General features: G+C 40.8%; 11 protein-coding genes. 2 read left to right on the top strand and 9 right to left on the bottom strand.

The features are described from left to right. The first annotated feature begins 90 nt into the window (after positions 1–90). Both ABN236_RS07375 and ABN236_RS07370 read left to right on the top strand, forming a co-directional pair. Positions 91–5025: a DNA repair ATPase gene (locus tag ABN236_RS07375; protein ID WP_349473687.1), complete on the top strand. Its 4935-nt coding sequence runs from the start codon at positions 91–93 to the stop codon at positions 5023–5025. 717 nt (positions 5026–5742) lie between these two features. Continuing rightward, positions 5743–6708, top strand: a complete 966-nt coding sequence (locus ABN236_RS07370; protein WP_088494525.1) for a helix-turn-helix domain-containing protein — start codon at positions 5743–5745, stop codon at positions 6706–6708. 70 nt (positions 6709–6778) lie between these two features. Here ABN236_RS07370 and ABN236_RS07365 read toward each other — a convergent pair whose 3' ends face one another. The 9 genes from ABN236_RS07365 to ABN236_RS07325 all read right to left on the bottom strand — a co-directional run bounded on the left by ABN236_RS07365 (position 6779) and on the right by ABN236_RS07325 (position 16026). Then, on the bottom strand, positions 6779–7063 hold the full coding sequence (locus tag ABN236_RS07365; protein ID WP_349473686.1) for a ferredoxin family protein: 285 nt from the start codon (positions 7061–7063) through the stop codon (positions 6779–6781). Further along, the gene (locus tag ABN236_RS07360; protein ID WP_088494524.1) at positions 7060–8346 is read right to left on the bottom strand and encodes an FAD-dependent oxidoreductase; all 1287 of its coding nucleotides are present in this window, start codon (positions 8344–8346) and stop codon (positions 7060–7062) included. The genes ABN236_RS07365 and ABN236_RS07360 overlap by 4 nt, the downstream gene beginning before the upstream one ends. 63 nt (positions 8347–8409) lie before the next feature. Continuing rightward, positions 8410–9351 carry an FAD-binding protein gene (locus tag ABN236_RS07355; RefSeq protein ID WP_318621240.1) on the bottom strand — a complete coding sequence of 314 codons (942 nt, stop codon included), beginning with the start codon at positions 9349–9351 and terminating at the stop codon, positions 8410–8412. An 11-nt stretch (positions 9352–9362) separates the two neighbouring features. Further along, positions 9363–10139 (bottom strand): putative electron transfer flavoprotein FixA, encoded by a 777-nt coding sequence (gene fixA, locus ABN236_RS07350; protein WP_349473685.1) that lies wholly within the window; start codon positions 10137–10139, stop codon positions 9363–9365. A 53-nt stretch (positions 10140–10192) separates the two neighbouring features. After that, the gene (locus ABN236_RS07345; protein WP_088494521.1) at positions 10193–11332 is read right to left on the bottom strand and encodes an acyl-CoA dehydrogenase family protein; all 1140 of its coding nucleotides are present in this window, start codon (positions 11330–11332) and stop codon (positions 10193–10195) included. A gap of 95 nt (positions 11333–11427) precedes the next feature. Beyond that, the gene (locus ABN236_RS07340; protein WP_072069069.1) at positions 11428–12747 is read right to left on the bottom strand and encodes a GntP family permease; all 1320 of its coding nucleotides are present in this window, start codon (positions 12745–12747) and stop codon (positions 11428–11430) included. A gap of 80 nt (positions 12748–12827) precedes the next feature. Beyond that, the gene (locus ABN236_RS07335) at positions 12828–13961 is read right to left on the bottom strand and encodes a 2-hydroxyacyl-CoA dehydratase subunit D (protein WP_088494520.1); all 1134 of its coding nucleotides are present in this window, start codon (positions 13959–13961) and stop codon (positions 12828–12830) included. Beyond that, positions 13961–15202: a 2-hydroxyacyl-CoA dehydratase subunit D gene (locus tag ABN236_RS07330; RefSeq protein ID WP_036934372.1), complete on the bottom strand. Its 1242-nt coding sequence runs from the start codon at positions 15200–15202 to the stop codon at positions 13961–13963. Before ABN236_RS07330 ends, ABN236_RS07335 begins: the two co-directional genes overlap by 1 nt. Next, positions 15199–16026 (bottom strand): acyl-CoA dehydratase activase, encoded by an 828-nt coding sequence (locus ABN236_RS07325; protein ID WP_349473684.1) that lies wholly within the window; start codon positions 16024–16026, stop codon positions 15199–15201. The genes ABN236_RS07330 and ABN236_RS07325 overlap by 4 nt, the downstream gene beginning before the upstream one ends.

Genomic DNA, 16026 nt, shown 5'->3' with positions numbered 1-16026 from the left:
TTTTATTTAAAGGAGGTGAAAAGACATAGCGTTTATCTCTGTGTCTTTTCTTTTGTTTTTATCGTTTAAGCCAAGGAAATCCGTTATACCATGTCTGAAATTCTGGATACGAATCGCGAGCAGGAAATACTCGATAGCGCCGTTGCACAAGGTGGTGCGTATGAAATTTTACGCAAACGCCTCACTGAGCAAGGTCAACAACTTCATCAAAAAGCCACTGAGCTCAATCAGCATCGCTTAGATGAATTTGGTCAAAGCCAAATGGATATTATTGGCCGTATTCGTATTCGTACTGAAAATAACTGCCAAGCCAGAGATATTGTTCGTGTAGGTGAGTGGTTACTATTTGGCTATAACGTTTTCCTTGGATTAAAACGTGAAATTCATCTTGAAGATGTTTTTTCACTTTATCGTTTAATTGAAAATGAGGGTGAGTTTGATGTTGAAGCCGTACCTTATGAAAATACATTCTTAAACGACAATCGCTTTATTCAAGATTTTACTGAGCTCTATACTTACTATAAAAATACGCAACTATTACAGTTAGTTGAGCGTGACGGAAAGTTACTCGCCAGTTTCCAGATTGGTGCTCGTATTACTGATGTGCGTGTTTTTCGTTGGTCAATTTCAAGTGATAAGCAACGTATTGAATATATTGATAATCGTGGTGAACGCGATATTGCTCTTCCTCCTGCTTATGATTTTGAATGGACAAAAACCCAACGTGAAGATACGGTCAACGGCCGTTTTCCTCATATCAATATTCTTGATACCGTTTTTGTCGAAACAACTGGTGGCGATCTAACCGTTAAATGTGAAAATAATACTGAAGATGGTTTAGGTATTTATCGTGAAGCTGTATTAGATAAAAACCAATCTCTCGATGATGCACAAATTGAATATGCTCAAACAGGCAGTTTAATTCTGTTAAAAATCTTACCGTATCGCGAAGAAAATTGGCGTTATTTGGTCTACAACATTTTGGCGCAAACCGTCCAACGTATTGATGCAATTGGACAAGCTTGTGTTCAATTACCTGAAGATCACGGCATTATTTTCCCTGGTGGCTATTACCTGCAAAATGGCGAATACAAAACCTTTGATCAACCAATGGAAGGTATGTATTTCCGCCGTCTACGCCGTTCACCTAATGGTGAAGACGTGTTATATGTTTTCTACTCGCCTTCACAAGGTCGCCTTGCGCTTTTCAATTACAATATGATTGAACGCAAACTTTCTGTGCCTTTAGTCGGTCATGGCTATGCGATGTTAGAAGACGGGAAAATGGTACTGTTTGAAGGTGAAGGCGAAGAAGCAACACGCGTTCATCCAATGCAAGTTTGGCAAACTCCTTTCTATTCTGAAGAATTTGCCGATAAGCAACCGCCTCGTAATGGTTTCTATGGAAGAATTGGTAATGCCGATTTAGTACGAGGGATTTCTGAAATATTGCATGTCGCAAAAGAAATTGAAGGTAATCAAATTTCTATTGCTCGATATGAGCAACTTAGTTCACAACCTAAAAATTTATTAGATCTCTATTATTGGTTCAATGATGAGCACTGTTTAGGTATTGGAAAACTCCTCAAAGATATCGCTCAAACCAGCGAATTAGTACTTGATGAATATGAAAAAGTAGAAAGTATTCGTCAGCAATCTGCGAGATCCATGCTTGAAGCGGTTAATCGCCAAAAATCACTACTCGCCTTAACATTGCCTGATAGCTGGAATGATATACAACAATTTGTTGATAGCTTAAATTTACTGAATGCTCATCGCGGGCATCTTATTTCCTTGCGTGAATTCCGTTATATGGATTTAACCAAGCTCAGCGCGATGGAAACGGAAATTACAGAAACTCAGCAACGTGTTTCTCAAGCCACAGCGCTGTTTCTTGCTAGTGATAAAGCGTTACAACCGTTTAAAACTCAGCTTGTTACCTTTGAAAATCTCATTGAAAAAGCACAAAACAGTGCACAGTTAGATATTCCGATGAATGACATGGAAAAAATGTCTGCTGATTTGGATATGCTTTCTAACTTAATGGCATCTTTAGCATTCCAAGATGTCACTCAACAAACCCATATTATTGATGCGATTTCACAGATCTATGCTCAACTAAACCAATCCCGCGCTCGACTACAACAAAAACGCAAATCACAAAGTAGTGTCGAAAGCGTGGCACAATTTGGCGCACAATTTCGCTTATTTAGCCAAGGGATCACCAATGCATTATCTCTTGCAACCGATCCTGAGCGTTGTGACGATCAACTTTCTCGCTTATTGCTTCAATTAGAGGAGCTTGAAAGCCAATTTAGTCATCATGATGAATTTCTTGATGATATTCTCGCTAAACGTGAAGAGTTAGTTGAAACCTTTGAATCGCACAAACAAGTACTGCTTGATGATCGTCAACGTCGATCGCAAAGCCTGCTTACTGCGGCAAATCGCTTGCTAGAAAATCTGCAACGTCGCACTTCTCGTTTGCAATCACAAGATGAATTAAATGCATTTTTCGCATCCGATCCACTATCATTAAAAACACGAGAAATCATTGAAAAGCTAAGAGAAATCAATGATAACGTCAAAGCTGATGATATTGATGCGCGTCTAAAATCCTCTCGTGATCAAGCTATTCGTATCCTACGAGATAAAACCGATATTTTTGAAGATGGTGGCAATGTTATTAAATTAGGGCCTCGCCATCGTTTTAGTGTTAATACGCAAGAGCTTGACCTCACTATCTTACCTAAAGAAGATAAACTCTGGTTATACCTAACAGGCACAGATTACCAAGAGCCGATTGAAAATGCAGAGCTAGCCCAATTACAACCTTATTGGAATGCCTCACTTGAGTCTGAATCTGACACCGTTTATCGCGCAGAATACCTCGCTTATTCCATTATTTATGCGGCGGCAAAACGTCAAGATGATCTTGATTACGAAACACTAAAAGAAGCACTCACCATTCCAGAAAAGCTAGAAAAATTTGTGCGCGATTTTGCAACACCACGTTATAAAGAAGGCTATGAAAAAGGTATCCACGATCACGATGCGATCGCTATATTGAAAAAGCTGATCCCAATAGGTGAAAGTGCCGATCTTCTACGCTACAACCCGACTGCTCGCGCAGTAGCCGCACTATTTTGGGAAACTAAACAAAATGAGCAATACCCTGCTCTGTGGCCTGAACGTGCAAGAACCGCACTAAATATTCAGCAATTATTCCATACAGATGACGCGTTAACCGATCTGCAAGCTGAAATCGAAGCGGATATACGCCTATTCCTTCATGATAATCCGATTGAGTGCGAACACTATATTCCGATACAAGCCTCTGAATATTTAAGCTTTGCTTTGGCGAGAACACCCATTGAATTGGTTTATAGCAAATATGCTAAAGAGTTAGTGGTTGCATTACAAAGTCGATTAGAAGAAGCCCATATGTGGATGGACTTTAATCGTTCACAACAAAATTTAGGTACACGATACGCACAGCGTTGGGCACTGATCCAAAATTGGCTACAAGGGTTATGCTCTCTACCTGATTATACCGATCTTACGCCTTATATTCCGGGTGCTATCGCCATCATTATTTTAGATAAAGTCGCATCAGCGCGTTATAGCGAAGCTGATTTATACTTTACAGTAACGGGCTTATTAGGCTCTCACCCAACGATTGAAAACCAAGCGTTATCGCTCAGTTTAGATGACTATTTCAGTCGAATGCGTGGGCAAAGAAAGAACTTTATTCCTGCATTTCGACAGTACCTTACCTTGCGCCAGAAAATAGTCAGTGATGAACGTGAGCGCTTAAAACTACATGAATTTAAAGCCAAACCGTTAAGCTCTTTTGTCCGTAACAAGCTGATTAATGATGTTTATTTACCAATTATTGGCGACAATATGGCAAAACAAATTGGTGCTTTAGGGGAAGGTAAGCGCACCGATTTAATGGGATTATTATTAATGATCTCCCCTCCGGGTTACGGTAAAACCACATTAATGGAATATGCTGCGGCACGTTTAGGTCTGATTTTTATGAAGATCAATGGCCCTGCGTTAGGACATAACGTGCTATCACTCGATCCAGAGCAAGCGCCCAACGCAACAGCGAGACAAGAGCTTGAGAAGCTCAACTTAGCGCTAGAAATGGGTAATAACGTTATGCTGTATGTGGATGATATTCAGCATACTCACCCTGAATTCTTACAGAAATTTATCTCGCTGTGTGATGGAACAAGACGTATTGAAGGGGTATGGAAAGGAAAAACCAAAACCTATGATATGCGTGGTAAAAAATTCTGTGTCGTGATGGCAGGAAACCCTTATACCGAATCAGGCGAAGTCTTCCGTATTCCTGATATGCTGGCTAACCGTGCTGATATTTATAACTTAGGTGAAGTATTAGGGGGTATGGATGAAGCCTTTGCACTGAGTTATATCGAAAACAGCCTAACATCCAATGCGGTATTAGCACCACTTGCTCTGCGTGATCTTAACGATCTCTATGTTTTAGTGGATAAAGCAATGGGGAAATCCGTTTCGACCAACACATTAAGTTATCCATATTCAGATGCTGAAATTAATGAAATTGTAATGGTACTTAACCACTTAATTACCTTACGAAATGTTATCTTAAAAGTGAATCAGCAATATATTGCCAGCGCCGCTCAATCCGATAAATATCGCACAGAGCCGTCATTCCGTTTGCAAGGTAGTTACCGCAATATGAATAAGTTAAGTGAGAAAGTGTCTGCGGTAATGAATGATGAAGAAATTGAACGCTTGCTAGACGATCACTATCTTGGTGAAGCACAACTGCTAACAACGGGCGCTGAAGAGAACTTACTAAAACTCGCTGAATTACGTGGAAAATTAACCGAAAAAGACGCTACTCGTTGGACACAAATCAAGAAAGACTTTATGCGTAATAAGGCATTGGGTGGTGATAACGCTGATATTGGCGACCGCGTAGTATCACAGTTAGCCAACTTAGTGGAAAGTGTGCAAAGTCTACGCTAAAGATAGAAAAAGTCATTTTCAGCCCACTGATTTTAGTGGGCTAAATACTACATAAATAATGTTTTATAAATCGAGAAACCTATTTCACGTTCACGATACCCACCCGTTCATAACTATTGAACAAATAAATATCATAAACATAATTAAGATAAAATATTTTTTGTTATAAATAAATCATGATATCAAAGTAAGAATTATTGTAATATATATTATGAACACTATTAATAATTAAATTTATAAAAGTTTAATTTCAATTTATATAATTAATAATCCTATGATTAACAATAAATAACAATATTATTTAACAACCCATTATATTCAGTACATAAAATCCATATTAACTCACACTCTGAAAAGAATGAAATAAACGAGATATTAATAAGAATCACTCTTAATCTATTTATGAGATCTCTCTCTAAAGATAGGAAATTAACTTAGGATTAATAGCATATAAATGATAGCATCAAAAATGCTATAAATTAACTCTATAATTTACATGACTTTAGTTTAAATAAATTAAAAACTTTTAAATATATTGTCTTCAATTTATTAACAAGGAAGATAATAGATATCTTCATTAATAATTATTTAAACGTACTATTCTAATTTTTAGATTAAAGTTATCGAAAAATTATTCTATTTTTGTCTGGTTTAAGGCATTTTTATACCCGACAAGTAGCAACACAACAAAATACTTTCAATAAAAGTGGGCGTACTATGAAAAGCATGTTTACGACTCGGGAACTCCCTGACGTAGATCGGTTTTCCGTATTCAGGGATACAATAAAAGACCGCTTTTTATCGTCTTATGAATGCAATGAAGTCGAATTGCCTCCTCATTCTCGATTTTATGCCAATATTGTCGAGCAGCAGGTGACCAATATGCGCTTTATTCAGCTAGAGTCTAACGGGCACTGGGCGAGTAGCCGTCCATTAACTCATAAACTTAGCTTAGAAGAGCATTTTCAAATTGAGATCCAGCGTTCAGGAACCAGCCATCTAACTCAAGATGGAAGAACCGCATTTCTACGGCAAGGCGACTTTTGTATTTTTGATATGGCAAGACCCGTATCATGGTCTTTTGATAATGATTACTCATTATTTAAAATTTTGATCCCAAGGGAGAAACTGGCATCCCGTTTAGGTAATACCCAAAATCTCACTGCAAGAGCGATACGTGGTAATAGTATTACCGGCTCTCTCGTTTATAGCTTTGTGATGCGCTACATTCCGTTCTTAGATTCAATGCCGCCACAGCATGCACAACAACTTGCCGATATTTTATTGAATTTAATTACGTCTGCTTTCAGTGAATACAGTATAGCGACACCACCGCAAAGCTTAGGAAGATCAACGCTATTTTATTTTGCTCAGCACTATCTTGAGCAACATCTTTCTGATCCAGATTTGAGTGTTAATGAATGCGCAAATGCTTGTGGGATCTCCGTGCGCTATTTACAGATGTTATTTAAAGAACAAAATACGTCTGTACTTCGTTGGATCTACCAAAAACGTCTTGAGAATTATAAAGCAGCTTTAGTGAATCCTCTCTTGGCAGAGAAAAATATTACACAGTTAGCTTATGAATGTGGATTTAGCGATATTTCTAATTTAAGTCGAAAATTTAAATCTGAATTTTTTATGACACCTTCCGAGTATCGAAAAATACACTCATTAAGATAAATAGATTAATTATCTCCCCCCTAGTTTACATTTTGGAGGTTATTCTAGAGGGGGGATAAAATTTATTTCATTAGCCGTAACGAAACTCAATGCCTAATGTGCCACACGGATACTCCCATTTTTTTAAAATCGTATCGCCACATAAAACACGGCAAGTACCACACTCTAAACACCCTGCATAATCAAAAAGATATTGTCCTTTTTCATCTTTTTTATATAACCCTGCAGGGCAAGCTTTCCTTAAGATTTCAAATTGTGCAGGATCGATATCATCCTTTAAAACGATATGTGGATTTTCTTCATCCACATTAAATTTATTGACGCCTAATTTAACGTCTACGTTTACTTGACTCATAAAGAACGTACCCCCTTAAATCCATCTTTAATTAAGTTCATCACACCGACTTTCTTAACTTGAGACAGTATTTTCTTACGCACAGGTTTTTCTGGGCCATTAATCACGAATAAATCATGCATGACATTGGCAGCCATTTGCGGGTAATCCGTAAAGAATCTTGTATTATCGAGGAAAGAAGGTAAGTCTTTGTATAACTTCATATCTTTCATGACGAAACTGTCATTTAATAAAGATTGGTAGCAACTTAATTCTTTTTGGCTATAACTGTTTTGTTCTTTCGCCATTAATACTGCTTTTGCAGCTGCTTCACCAGAGGCAATTGCTAGATCCATCCCTCTTACGGTATAGCCAACGTTAAGGCAAAATCCAGCAGCATCTCCCGCCACTAATACGCCATCTTTGACTAATTCAGATACCATATTCATGCCACCTTCTGGCACCATATGCGCTGAATATTCTAATAATTTGCCGTCTTTGATAAGTGGTGCAACAACAGGATGTTGTTTAAAATCTTCTAATAATTGAGGAACCGTTTTTTCGAATTTATCGACATTATGTAGCCCTAAAACAAGGCCTAAAGAAACGGTGTTTTTATTGGTATATAAGAATCCGCCGCCTAAATATCCGCCTGATGGCGCGCCAGCAAAAAGCCAAGCTAAACCTTCATCATTAGTACAACCAAATCGGTCTTCCATTTGTTGTGGCGTGAATTCCAATAACTCTTTAACCCCTACCGCCACAGTGTGAGGATTAACTTTTTGTGTCATACCTAACTGTTTTGCTAATAACGAGTTAACACCATCAGCGAGAATAACGACGTGAGCTTCAATTTCATCATCACCCGCTTTTACACCACACACCTTTCCATCTTTTACCAGCACTTCATCGACACGAACACCCGTGATCACTTGTGCGCCAGCGTCTTCTGCTTTTTCCATTAACCATTGATCAAATGAAGAACGCAATACAGTATAAGAGCGCGCGGCTTCCTCTTCTTGCTGAGTGTGTTGATAATCTAAAGTGACTCCATCGGTTTCCGTTAGCATGGAAATTTTTTCGCGCGTCACTAGTCGTTCAACAGGGGCTTCTTGAGCAAAATTGGGAATGATTTTTTCAAGACTATGTGCGTACAAACGCCCACCTGTCATATTTTTACTGCCAGCGAAATTACCTCGCTCTACCACTAAAACATCACACCCTGCTTGTGCTAATACATAGGCAGCAGTACCACCAGCAAGTCCACCACCCACAATAATGGCGTCAAAAATATCGTCTGACATACTTTCCTATCCTTTTATTATGTGTGGTCGCTTAGCAAATTATCACTAAGCGACCTACGGTGATTAGCCGCCAAGCTTCGCGGTTAATGCAGGTAACACTTTGTAGAGGTCGCCAACAATACCGTAATCCACCATATTGAAAATTGGAGCATTTTTATCTTTGTTGATACCAACAATGATTTTTGCTCTATCCACACCGACCATATGTTGGATTTGCCCAGATATACCGACAGCAACATAAACATCCGCGCCTAAGGTCACGCCTGAAACACCAATATAGCGATCATGTTCCATCCAGCCTTCACCTTCAGCGATTGGACGAGAACAACCTACTTCACCTTGAAGGGCTTTCGCTAATGCTGACGCTAATGCAATATCATCTGCCTTAGCAAAACCGCGTCCAACACCAACAACACAATGCGCTTTACCTAAATCAACAGTACTCCCTTGTTTTGGCTTACGTGCTAACACTTTTAATGTATGTGCGGGGGCGATAAAGGCACTTTGCACCACTGGTGCATTGGGTGCGTCTTTGATAGCTTCCACATCAAGCGCACTGCCCACCGTGGCAATCGCATAAGGTGAGCGAATTTCTGCTTTAGCATGTGCCAAACCACCATAAACTTGGTGTGTCGCAATCACAGTATTGTTTTCAATAGCAAGACTTAATGCATCACTGACAACACCGGCTTTTAACGTCACACCAAGGCGAGCGGCAATGGCTTTTGCACGTTTTGATGAAGCAAGAAGAACCAGTGCATTCTCGCCCGCTTCTTTAATAATGGCGGCAAAAGAGGCGGCATAATCGTCAGCAATCACACCTTCTTGTGGTGCGAAACAATAAACACAGTCAGCGCCTAAGTTGACACACTCACGCGTGCTTTCATCATCACCGATAAACAGCACATTAACCTTTTCACCAAGACCACGAGCAAACGCAATCAGCTTTGCTAAATCATCCGCTTTTTCGGCATAAACAAAGGTAGTAGGTAGTAAACTAGCCATTTTTAATCTCCTTATTGATTAACCGCTTGGCGTAAATGTTCAGCAAAAGTGGCAATATTTTCATCTGAATCACCTTCTAAAATAATACCAAGGCGATCAGATTGCTCTGGCGCACAAACTTGTGTTTGCACAACAGTCAGAGCAGAAATATCAACACCGATATCTCCTAACCCCAGCTTTTCAACAGGTTTTTTATTCGCTGCTAAAATGGCTTTCATTGAAGGGAGTTTGGGTGTGTTAATGCTCGAAGTGACACACACAATCGCCGGTAATGTCAGTTCAAGTTCTTCAGTGATATTTTCTAAATCACGTTCAACAATGATTTTGTCGCCTTCAACGGTAATTTTGTTTACTGCGTTGACACAAGGTAAACCTAAATATTCACCTACCGCCAAACCCGTTTGTTGAGCGTATAAATCACCAGAACCTTCACCAAAAACTAATAAGTCAAAACCGACTTTTTTTGCAGCTTGCGCAATAATATTGGCAGTATCTGTTGAATAAAGAGCGCTACACGCATCATCAGCAACTAGCATTAATGCATCAGGACCACGCGATAAAATGTCTTTTTTGATTTTCGCGTTTTCAACCATTGCACTTGTACCCACACTTAATGCCGTTACGGTGCTATCACCAAGGGTAGAGGCAATTTCTACTGCGGTTTCAATGGCATTCAAGTCATACAAACTAATTTTTAAACCCGCATTATCGGTTGCGAGTGTACGATCAGGCCGTGTTGTGATGTCTTGTTCGTCATGAACAACCTTACAGCAGGCAATAAGTTTCATAATTCACATTCTCCGTTTTGCACAATGCAACAAATTAATAAGCTCAAATCCCATTACGCTAAAATATGCTTAGCGATAACCATGCGTTGCACTTCACTTGTGCCTTCAAAAATTTCGGTGAGTTTTGCTTCACGCATCAGACGTTCAACAGGATAGGATTTGGTGTAACCCATACCGCCATGTAATTGGACGGCTTTTTGAGTCACATAAGTGGCAGCCTCTGCTGCATAAAGTTTGGCTTGAGCAGATTCACGGGTATAAGGAAGACCCGCCATTTTGGCAGCAGCAGCGCGATAAACCAGCATACGTGCGCAATCAACACGAGTTGCCATATCCACTAATACCCATTGAATACCTTGATTAGCCGCAATTGGCTTACCAAATTGAATACGCTCTTTGGTGTAAGCAATCGTGGCATCTAATGCACTTTGTGCGATCCCTAATGCAAGCGCAGAACAACTTAAACGCCCACCGTCTAAGGTTTCCATCGCGATATTAAAGCCTTTACCTTCTTCGCCTAACATGGCGCTGGCTGAAACAACGCAATCACTAAAACTCACAGAGCAAGTTTCAGAGCCGTTCATGCCCATTTTGTCTTCAGGTAAACCAATGCTGATACCCGGGTTATCACGCTCAACTAAGAATGCAGTGATCCCTTTAACACCTTTGCTTTTATCTGTCATGGCAAATACGATAAAGAATGCACCTTGAGGTGCTGCGGTGATCCACAATTTAGAGCCATTAATCACATAGTTATCACCTTGGCGAACAGCAGTTGTTTCTTGAGCCGCAGCATCACAACCCGCGCTAGGTTCTGACAAACAGAAGCACCCTAATTTTTCGCCCGAAACCACACCCGGTAAAATGCGGGCTTTAGTTTCTTCATCAGCATATTTTTGAATAATTGGACCAGTTAAAGAGCATTGTGAACCCATGATCATTGCGTGAGAGGCACTGACTTTTGCCATCTCTTCTGTTGCTAATACATAGCTAATTGCATCCGCTTCTGTACCACCATAAGCCTCATCAATATTGAAACCAAAGAGTCCTAATTCAGCCATAGGGGCGACACTTTCACTTGGAAAACGGTGCTCTTTATCAATTGCACCCGCAATTGGTTTAATATCGTTTTCAACAAACTCTCTGACCATATCGCGGATCAGGACTTGTTCTTCTGTTAGCTGAAAATCCATGTTTATTTTCCTCTGAGAATATTTATGGTTATCTCTATGGCGTGCGATTTCACGTTTGTCGCCTTATCGCACGCATTAATGGGTTAACGTTATTTCTACATCGTCGCTATAGATGCAGGTAAAAAGGTGTACAGCAGCAACATAAACATCATGGCTAACAGTGGGATAGCGAGGGTTAATGTACCCACAGGACCGTATCCCTCTTTATGGCTGACACCACAGACGCTAAAGACGGTAATAATCAATCCGTTAAATGGAGGTGTTGTACTCATAGATGCCATTGTGGCTACACGGTGTAAGGAGCCTTGATCAACCACCGTTGCAGGGAACATTGCAGCAATCATTGGCATAGCAATACTTAACGCACCAGAGCCTGAACCACTGATAAACACCAAGGCACCGACTGAAATTGCAGTCACAACAAGTGGATTAAGACCCGATTGAGCAATTGCTTGGAATGATTCTTTGAACGCAGGTAAGGTCATGACTAACGCACCAAACCCAACAATAACCGCCGTGTTAAAGAGGGAGGTCACCCCTTCCATCGTTCCCGCAGCTAAATTAGGGACGAGTTTTTTCCAATCGAGATAGCGTAAATACACAATCAAGGCGGCAATAATCGCGCAGAACAGTGCAATAGCAGGGTCCCATTTCAGGATATTCAGCACGACAAGCAGAATAAGCATAGGGAGTAATGCGACTAGCACATTAGGTAATTGACGATCTTTCTTACCTTCTTCTGCTTTTGCTGTTTTTTCGTCTTCAACCCAGCCTTCGCCTTTTGCTTTTACACGCTTAAATAACCAAGTGAGGTAAATAATGACCAAGGTAACTTGGAACAGTGCCGTCAACATACCTGGTACTAAACCAGCCGTAGCCGAAGTACCTAAGAATTTCATTGGGATAAGGTTTTGGATCTGAGGCGAGCCCGGCATTATCATCACAAACGTACCCGCACCTGCAAAATAGACAGCTGGAATAAGTCTGCGAGGAAGATTCGCTTTGCGGAATAAACTCACCATCATGGAATAAACGGTAAACAGTGCAACAAACACTGAAACACCGCCGTAAGCTAAAATGGCACAAGCCGCAACTAATGAAGGAATAACGGCCCTTTCGCCAAATTTGCCAATAATAAAAGAGGCAACACTATCAGCAGCGCCACTGATAGCGGTTAATTTGCCAAAAATCGCACCGAGTACGAAAATGAAGAAGAAGCTGCCAAAATAACCACCTAATCCGCCGGTATACACTTGTAATAGTGCATCGACAGGATTAAGCATATCTGGTGATACAAGCCATGCAGTCACAGCAAGAAACAGGCTGGTGGTAAAGACAGAAATGAAGATATGTATGCCTTTCATACACATAATCATTAATATCGCTAGCCCGATGATTAAACAAATAATACCCATGATTGCCCCACTTATATGTGTTAGGGTTCAATTGACCTGTGCTATCCACACAGGTCTTTTGTGACTATTGATTAACGTTGTTAAGCAGAGAGCACATCTGCAAAAGTTTGCAGTGCCGTTCTCGCCTGTTCATATGTTTTAGTTTGCTGATCGATTTCGATAATGATGGAAGGAATGCCTTCTCTATCGAGGAATTTCTTCACAATAGGGGCATCAAATTCTTCAGGATCACAGAACTTCGTCAGTAAATAGACGACGCCATCAGCGCCTGTGTTTTTCACCATATCGGCAATTAAACGACCGCGTTTTTTCTCTGGATCATACAAAAGTGAACACCCTTCAAGCTGAGCGATTTGCTCTGCCATCGCCTCATAAGGTGCTTTATTTTCAGGAATATCTTGGCGGAATTGACGAGACTCATGTGCAACTTCATCTGCCACAATCGCCATCTTGTTATCAGCCAAGATTTGTAGAATTGAAGGGCTATCCGCAATAATGCCTGTTACAACAATCTTGTGCCCTTTCCAAGGTTCTGGAGATAAGGTTTTGCATTGTGCAACAATGGCTTCAACGGCTTTGGTATGTTCAACCACATCCATAAAATAACCACTTTTGATCACGGTATTACGGCGTTGTGGTGTGACTAAATTTGGATGAAGTGCCGCGATATCTGAAAACTCGCGTAATGCGCGACGGCGCTGATTAAACAGATGAATAGCATTTTTCAGTGCTTCATCTGTTACTGCTTGACCGGAAATTTCCCCTAATTGCAGTGCAATTTTTTTGTATTGTTCAGTTAAAAATGCAATACCTGCTGGCGTTTTACGGTTCTGTGGATGGACTAATTGAATAAAAGGAACTTGCGGTACACCGGCTTTCCAGTTTTGCCCTAAGCATTTTAAGGTGTCACACAAAGAAGGAATTAAGGCAGCAGACAATTTGTTTAATGCCCCATCCAATCCCATCTCAAGAGAAGAAAGCACTAGCGCACAATAGAAAGGAGGAAAATATTTCTTCGCTTCTGAGATCTCACGTCCTTCGGCACCCCAAATACCAAAAGGCACCATACCTGCCGCATAGACAATTTCATTCGGGGTATATTCAGGAAAACAACCAATCACCTTTTTGCCACTGCGAATAAAACCCTCTAATTGAGCAACAGGGTTATCCACCACGGCTTGTAACTCATCAAACAACTCCGTTAATGTTTTCATTAGATGTCTCCCTTTTTCATTTCTGCTTTGTTAGCAGCCATAATTTCAGTCAATGCTTCAACACGGGTGACATATTGCGCTTCAGAGAAAACACGAGGATCAGCTTGGTCGCCATCAAAAGTTACTGTTGGGATCTTAAGTTCATGACGAATACGGCGCTCAATTTCAGGCATGATGCCACTCCAGAGCTTACAACTGCGGTTAACGTGAATAATCGCGCCGTCCACTTTATTCTGACGACTAACGTCAATACGCATATCTGCCGCACGCTCAACAGAGACACAGTTAGGAACGTAAGAGTAAGCGCGCATCATCTCGTCGCTGTTTTGATAAATCACACCAAATGCGGTGGCATAAACAGTAGCGGTAACGTTGATACCCTGCTCTTTTAACGGGGTCGATGTGGCACGCAAATAAGGCCAGCAGGCAATACCTTCAAAGAGAACACGGTATTTTTCTTCACCGCGATAAGTCGATTTTTTCTCTTTGATGTTTTGTTCCATCTCTTCACACAGTTGCTCAAAAGCCAGTGCAGCTTCTAATTTACCGCGAGCACAAACCGCAACAGCCATGTGATTAAAGAGATCAAAACCATTCATTGGAGACGGTTCATATTGGCAATATTCTGCCGCTTTTAACCATGCGCGCCCTGTGCGTTGTGAGATCTCACAAACTTCTTTGAATTTCTCTTCAGAAAAGACTTTGCCTGTGACTTTTTCGAGTTGTTTAATCGCATCATCAAATTGAGCTTGAACGTATTTCACCGTGACATCATCAGTGTCATAGTCATTTTTATAAGGAATATCGATAAGGATCATCGGGATATTCAGCTCATAAGCGATATTTTCATACCATTTGATCATGCAGTTACAGATGTTGTTACAGCACAGTAAGAAGTCAGGCTGTGGCATATCCATCTCTTCACACTGTTTAATATCCATGTAAGAGAGGCTGATGCGAGCATAAGCACAGATGTCGTTGGAATACCCCATGCTTTCTGCGTGTTCACACATTTTTAAACCTGCACCTTTCGCTGCAATTGCAGCAGCTTGGTTTTCAGGATAAACCACACATAAACCTAATGTTTCAGCGATTTCTTGAGGGAAGTTAGAGGCACACCACCCTATTTTTTCACCGCTATTTTTCGCATCCCACGCACGCTGATAAGCATCAGCAGCGATTTTTTGCAGTCGTTTTTTCGCAGGAATATAATCCGGCGCATTCATATCTACATTGCTCATTTTGATGTTCCTATTGTTAACGCATCGTCTTCCAGTTGATGGCGGTACGCTTCAAAGGCATAAATGGCGGCACCTATCGCCCCGTTGTATTGTGATAATGGAGAGGTGGCGATAGAGGCGTTCAACTCTTCGCTAACATAACGAACAACTTCAAAATTACTGGCAACACCGCCTGTCATAACAACAGGAGCTTCAACACCAACCCGTTTTGCAAGGCCAGCAATACGGCTAGCCACAGAGCGGTGAATACCATTAATCACGTCGGGTATTGTTTCGTTATTTGCGAGATGGGAGATAACTTCCGATTCAGAGAACACGGTACAGGTTGAGCTAATCGTGACTTTTTTAGTGGACTTAGCCCCCTCTTGAGCGAGATCAGAAATTTTGGTTTCTAATACTCGCGACATCACATCGAGAAAGCGTCCTGTACCAGCAGCGCACTTGTCATTCATCACAAAGTTTAATAAACGTCCTGCACCATCCATATGAAGTGCTTTAACGTCTTGACCACCGATATCAATCACTGTTTTCACGCCCGGAAAAAGAAAGTGTGCGCCTTTCGCATGACAGCTAAGTTCGCTCACTTCTTTGTTGGCTTCTTTCAGCGAATTACGGCCATATCCTGTTGCGCAGATCCAGCTGATTTGACTAAGATCGCCACCAAATTGGTGCAAGACTTCATTGATCGCTTTTTCAGGGCCAGATGTCCCAGCACCGACAGATGCCAATGACTTCGCGACAATAGCGTCACCATTTTTCATGATGATGCATTTTGATGCAGACGATCCGATATCAACGCCCATTGTGAAAATGTCTTGTTGCAT

The organism is Proteus sp. fly-1013 (assembly GCF_040140245.1).
Lineage (GTDB): Bacteria > Pseudomonadota > Gammaproteobacteria > Enterobacterales > Enterobacteriaceae > Proteus > Proteus mirabilis_B.
The sequence above is the reverse complement of the archived record's forward strand: the minus strand, read 5'-3'. Positions and strand labels throughout refer to the sequence as shown.

What these genes read in the sequence shown, in the direction of transcription:
- ABN236_RS07360 (WP_088494524.1), bottom strand. Translation starts at nt 8,346, where the DNA reads ATGTCAGACGATATTTTTGACGCCATTATTGTGGGTGGTGGACTTGCT.
- ABN236_RS07345 (WP_088494521.1), bottom strand. Translation starts at nt 11,332, where the DNA reads ATGGATTTTCAGCTAACAGAAGAACAAGTCCTGATCCGCGATATGGTC.
- ABN236_RS07365 (WP_349473686.1), bottom strand. Translation starts at nt 7,063, where the DNA reads ATGAGTCAAGTAAACGTAGACGTTAAATTAGGCGTCAATAAATTTAAT.
- ABN236_RS07340 (WP_072069069.1), bottom strand. Translation starts at nt 12,747, where the DNA reads ATGGGTATTATTTGTTTAATCATCGGGCTAGCGATATTAATGATTATG.
- ABN236_RS07325 (WP_349473684.1), bottom strand. Translation starts at nt 16,026, where the DNA reads ATGCAACAAGACATTTTCACAATGGGCGTTGATATCGGATCGTCTGCA.
- ABN236_RS07370 (WP_088494525.1), top strand. Translation starts at nt 5,743, where the DNA reads ATGAAAAGCATGTTTACGACTCGGGAACTCCCTGACGTAGATCGGTTT.
- fixA (WP_349473685.1), bottom strand. Translation starts at nt 10,139, where the DNA reads ATGAAACTTATTGCCTGCTGTAAGGTTGTTCATGACGAACAAGACATC.
- ABN236_RS07355 (WP_318621240.1), bottom strand. Translation starts at nt 9,351, where the DNA reads ATGGCTAGTTTACTACCTACTACCTTTGTTTATGCCGAAAAAGCGGAT.
- ABN236_RS07335 (WP_088494520.1), bottom strand. Translation starts at nt 13,961, where the DNA reads ATGAAAACATTAACGGAGTTGTTTGATGAGTTACAAGCCGTGGTGGAT.
- ABN236_RS07375 (WP_349473687.1), top strand. Translation starts at nt 91, where the DNA reads ATGTCTGAAATTCTGGATACGAATCGCGAGCAGGAAATACTCGATAGC.
- ABN236_RS07330 (WP_036934372.1), bottom strand. Translation starts at nt 15,202, where the DNA reads ATGAGCAATGTAGATATGAATGCGCCGGATTATATTCCTGCGAAAAAA.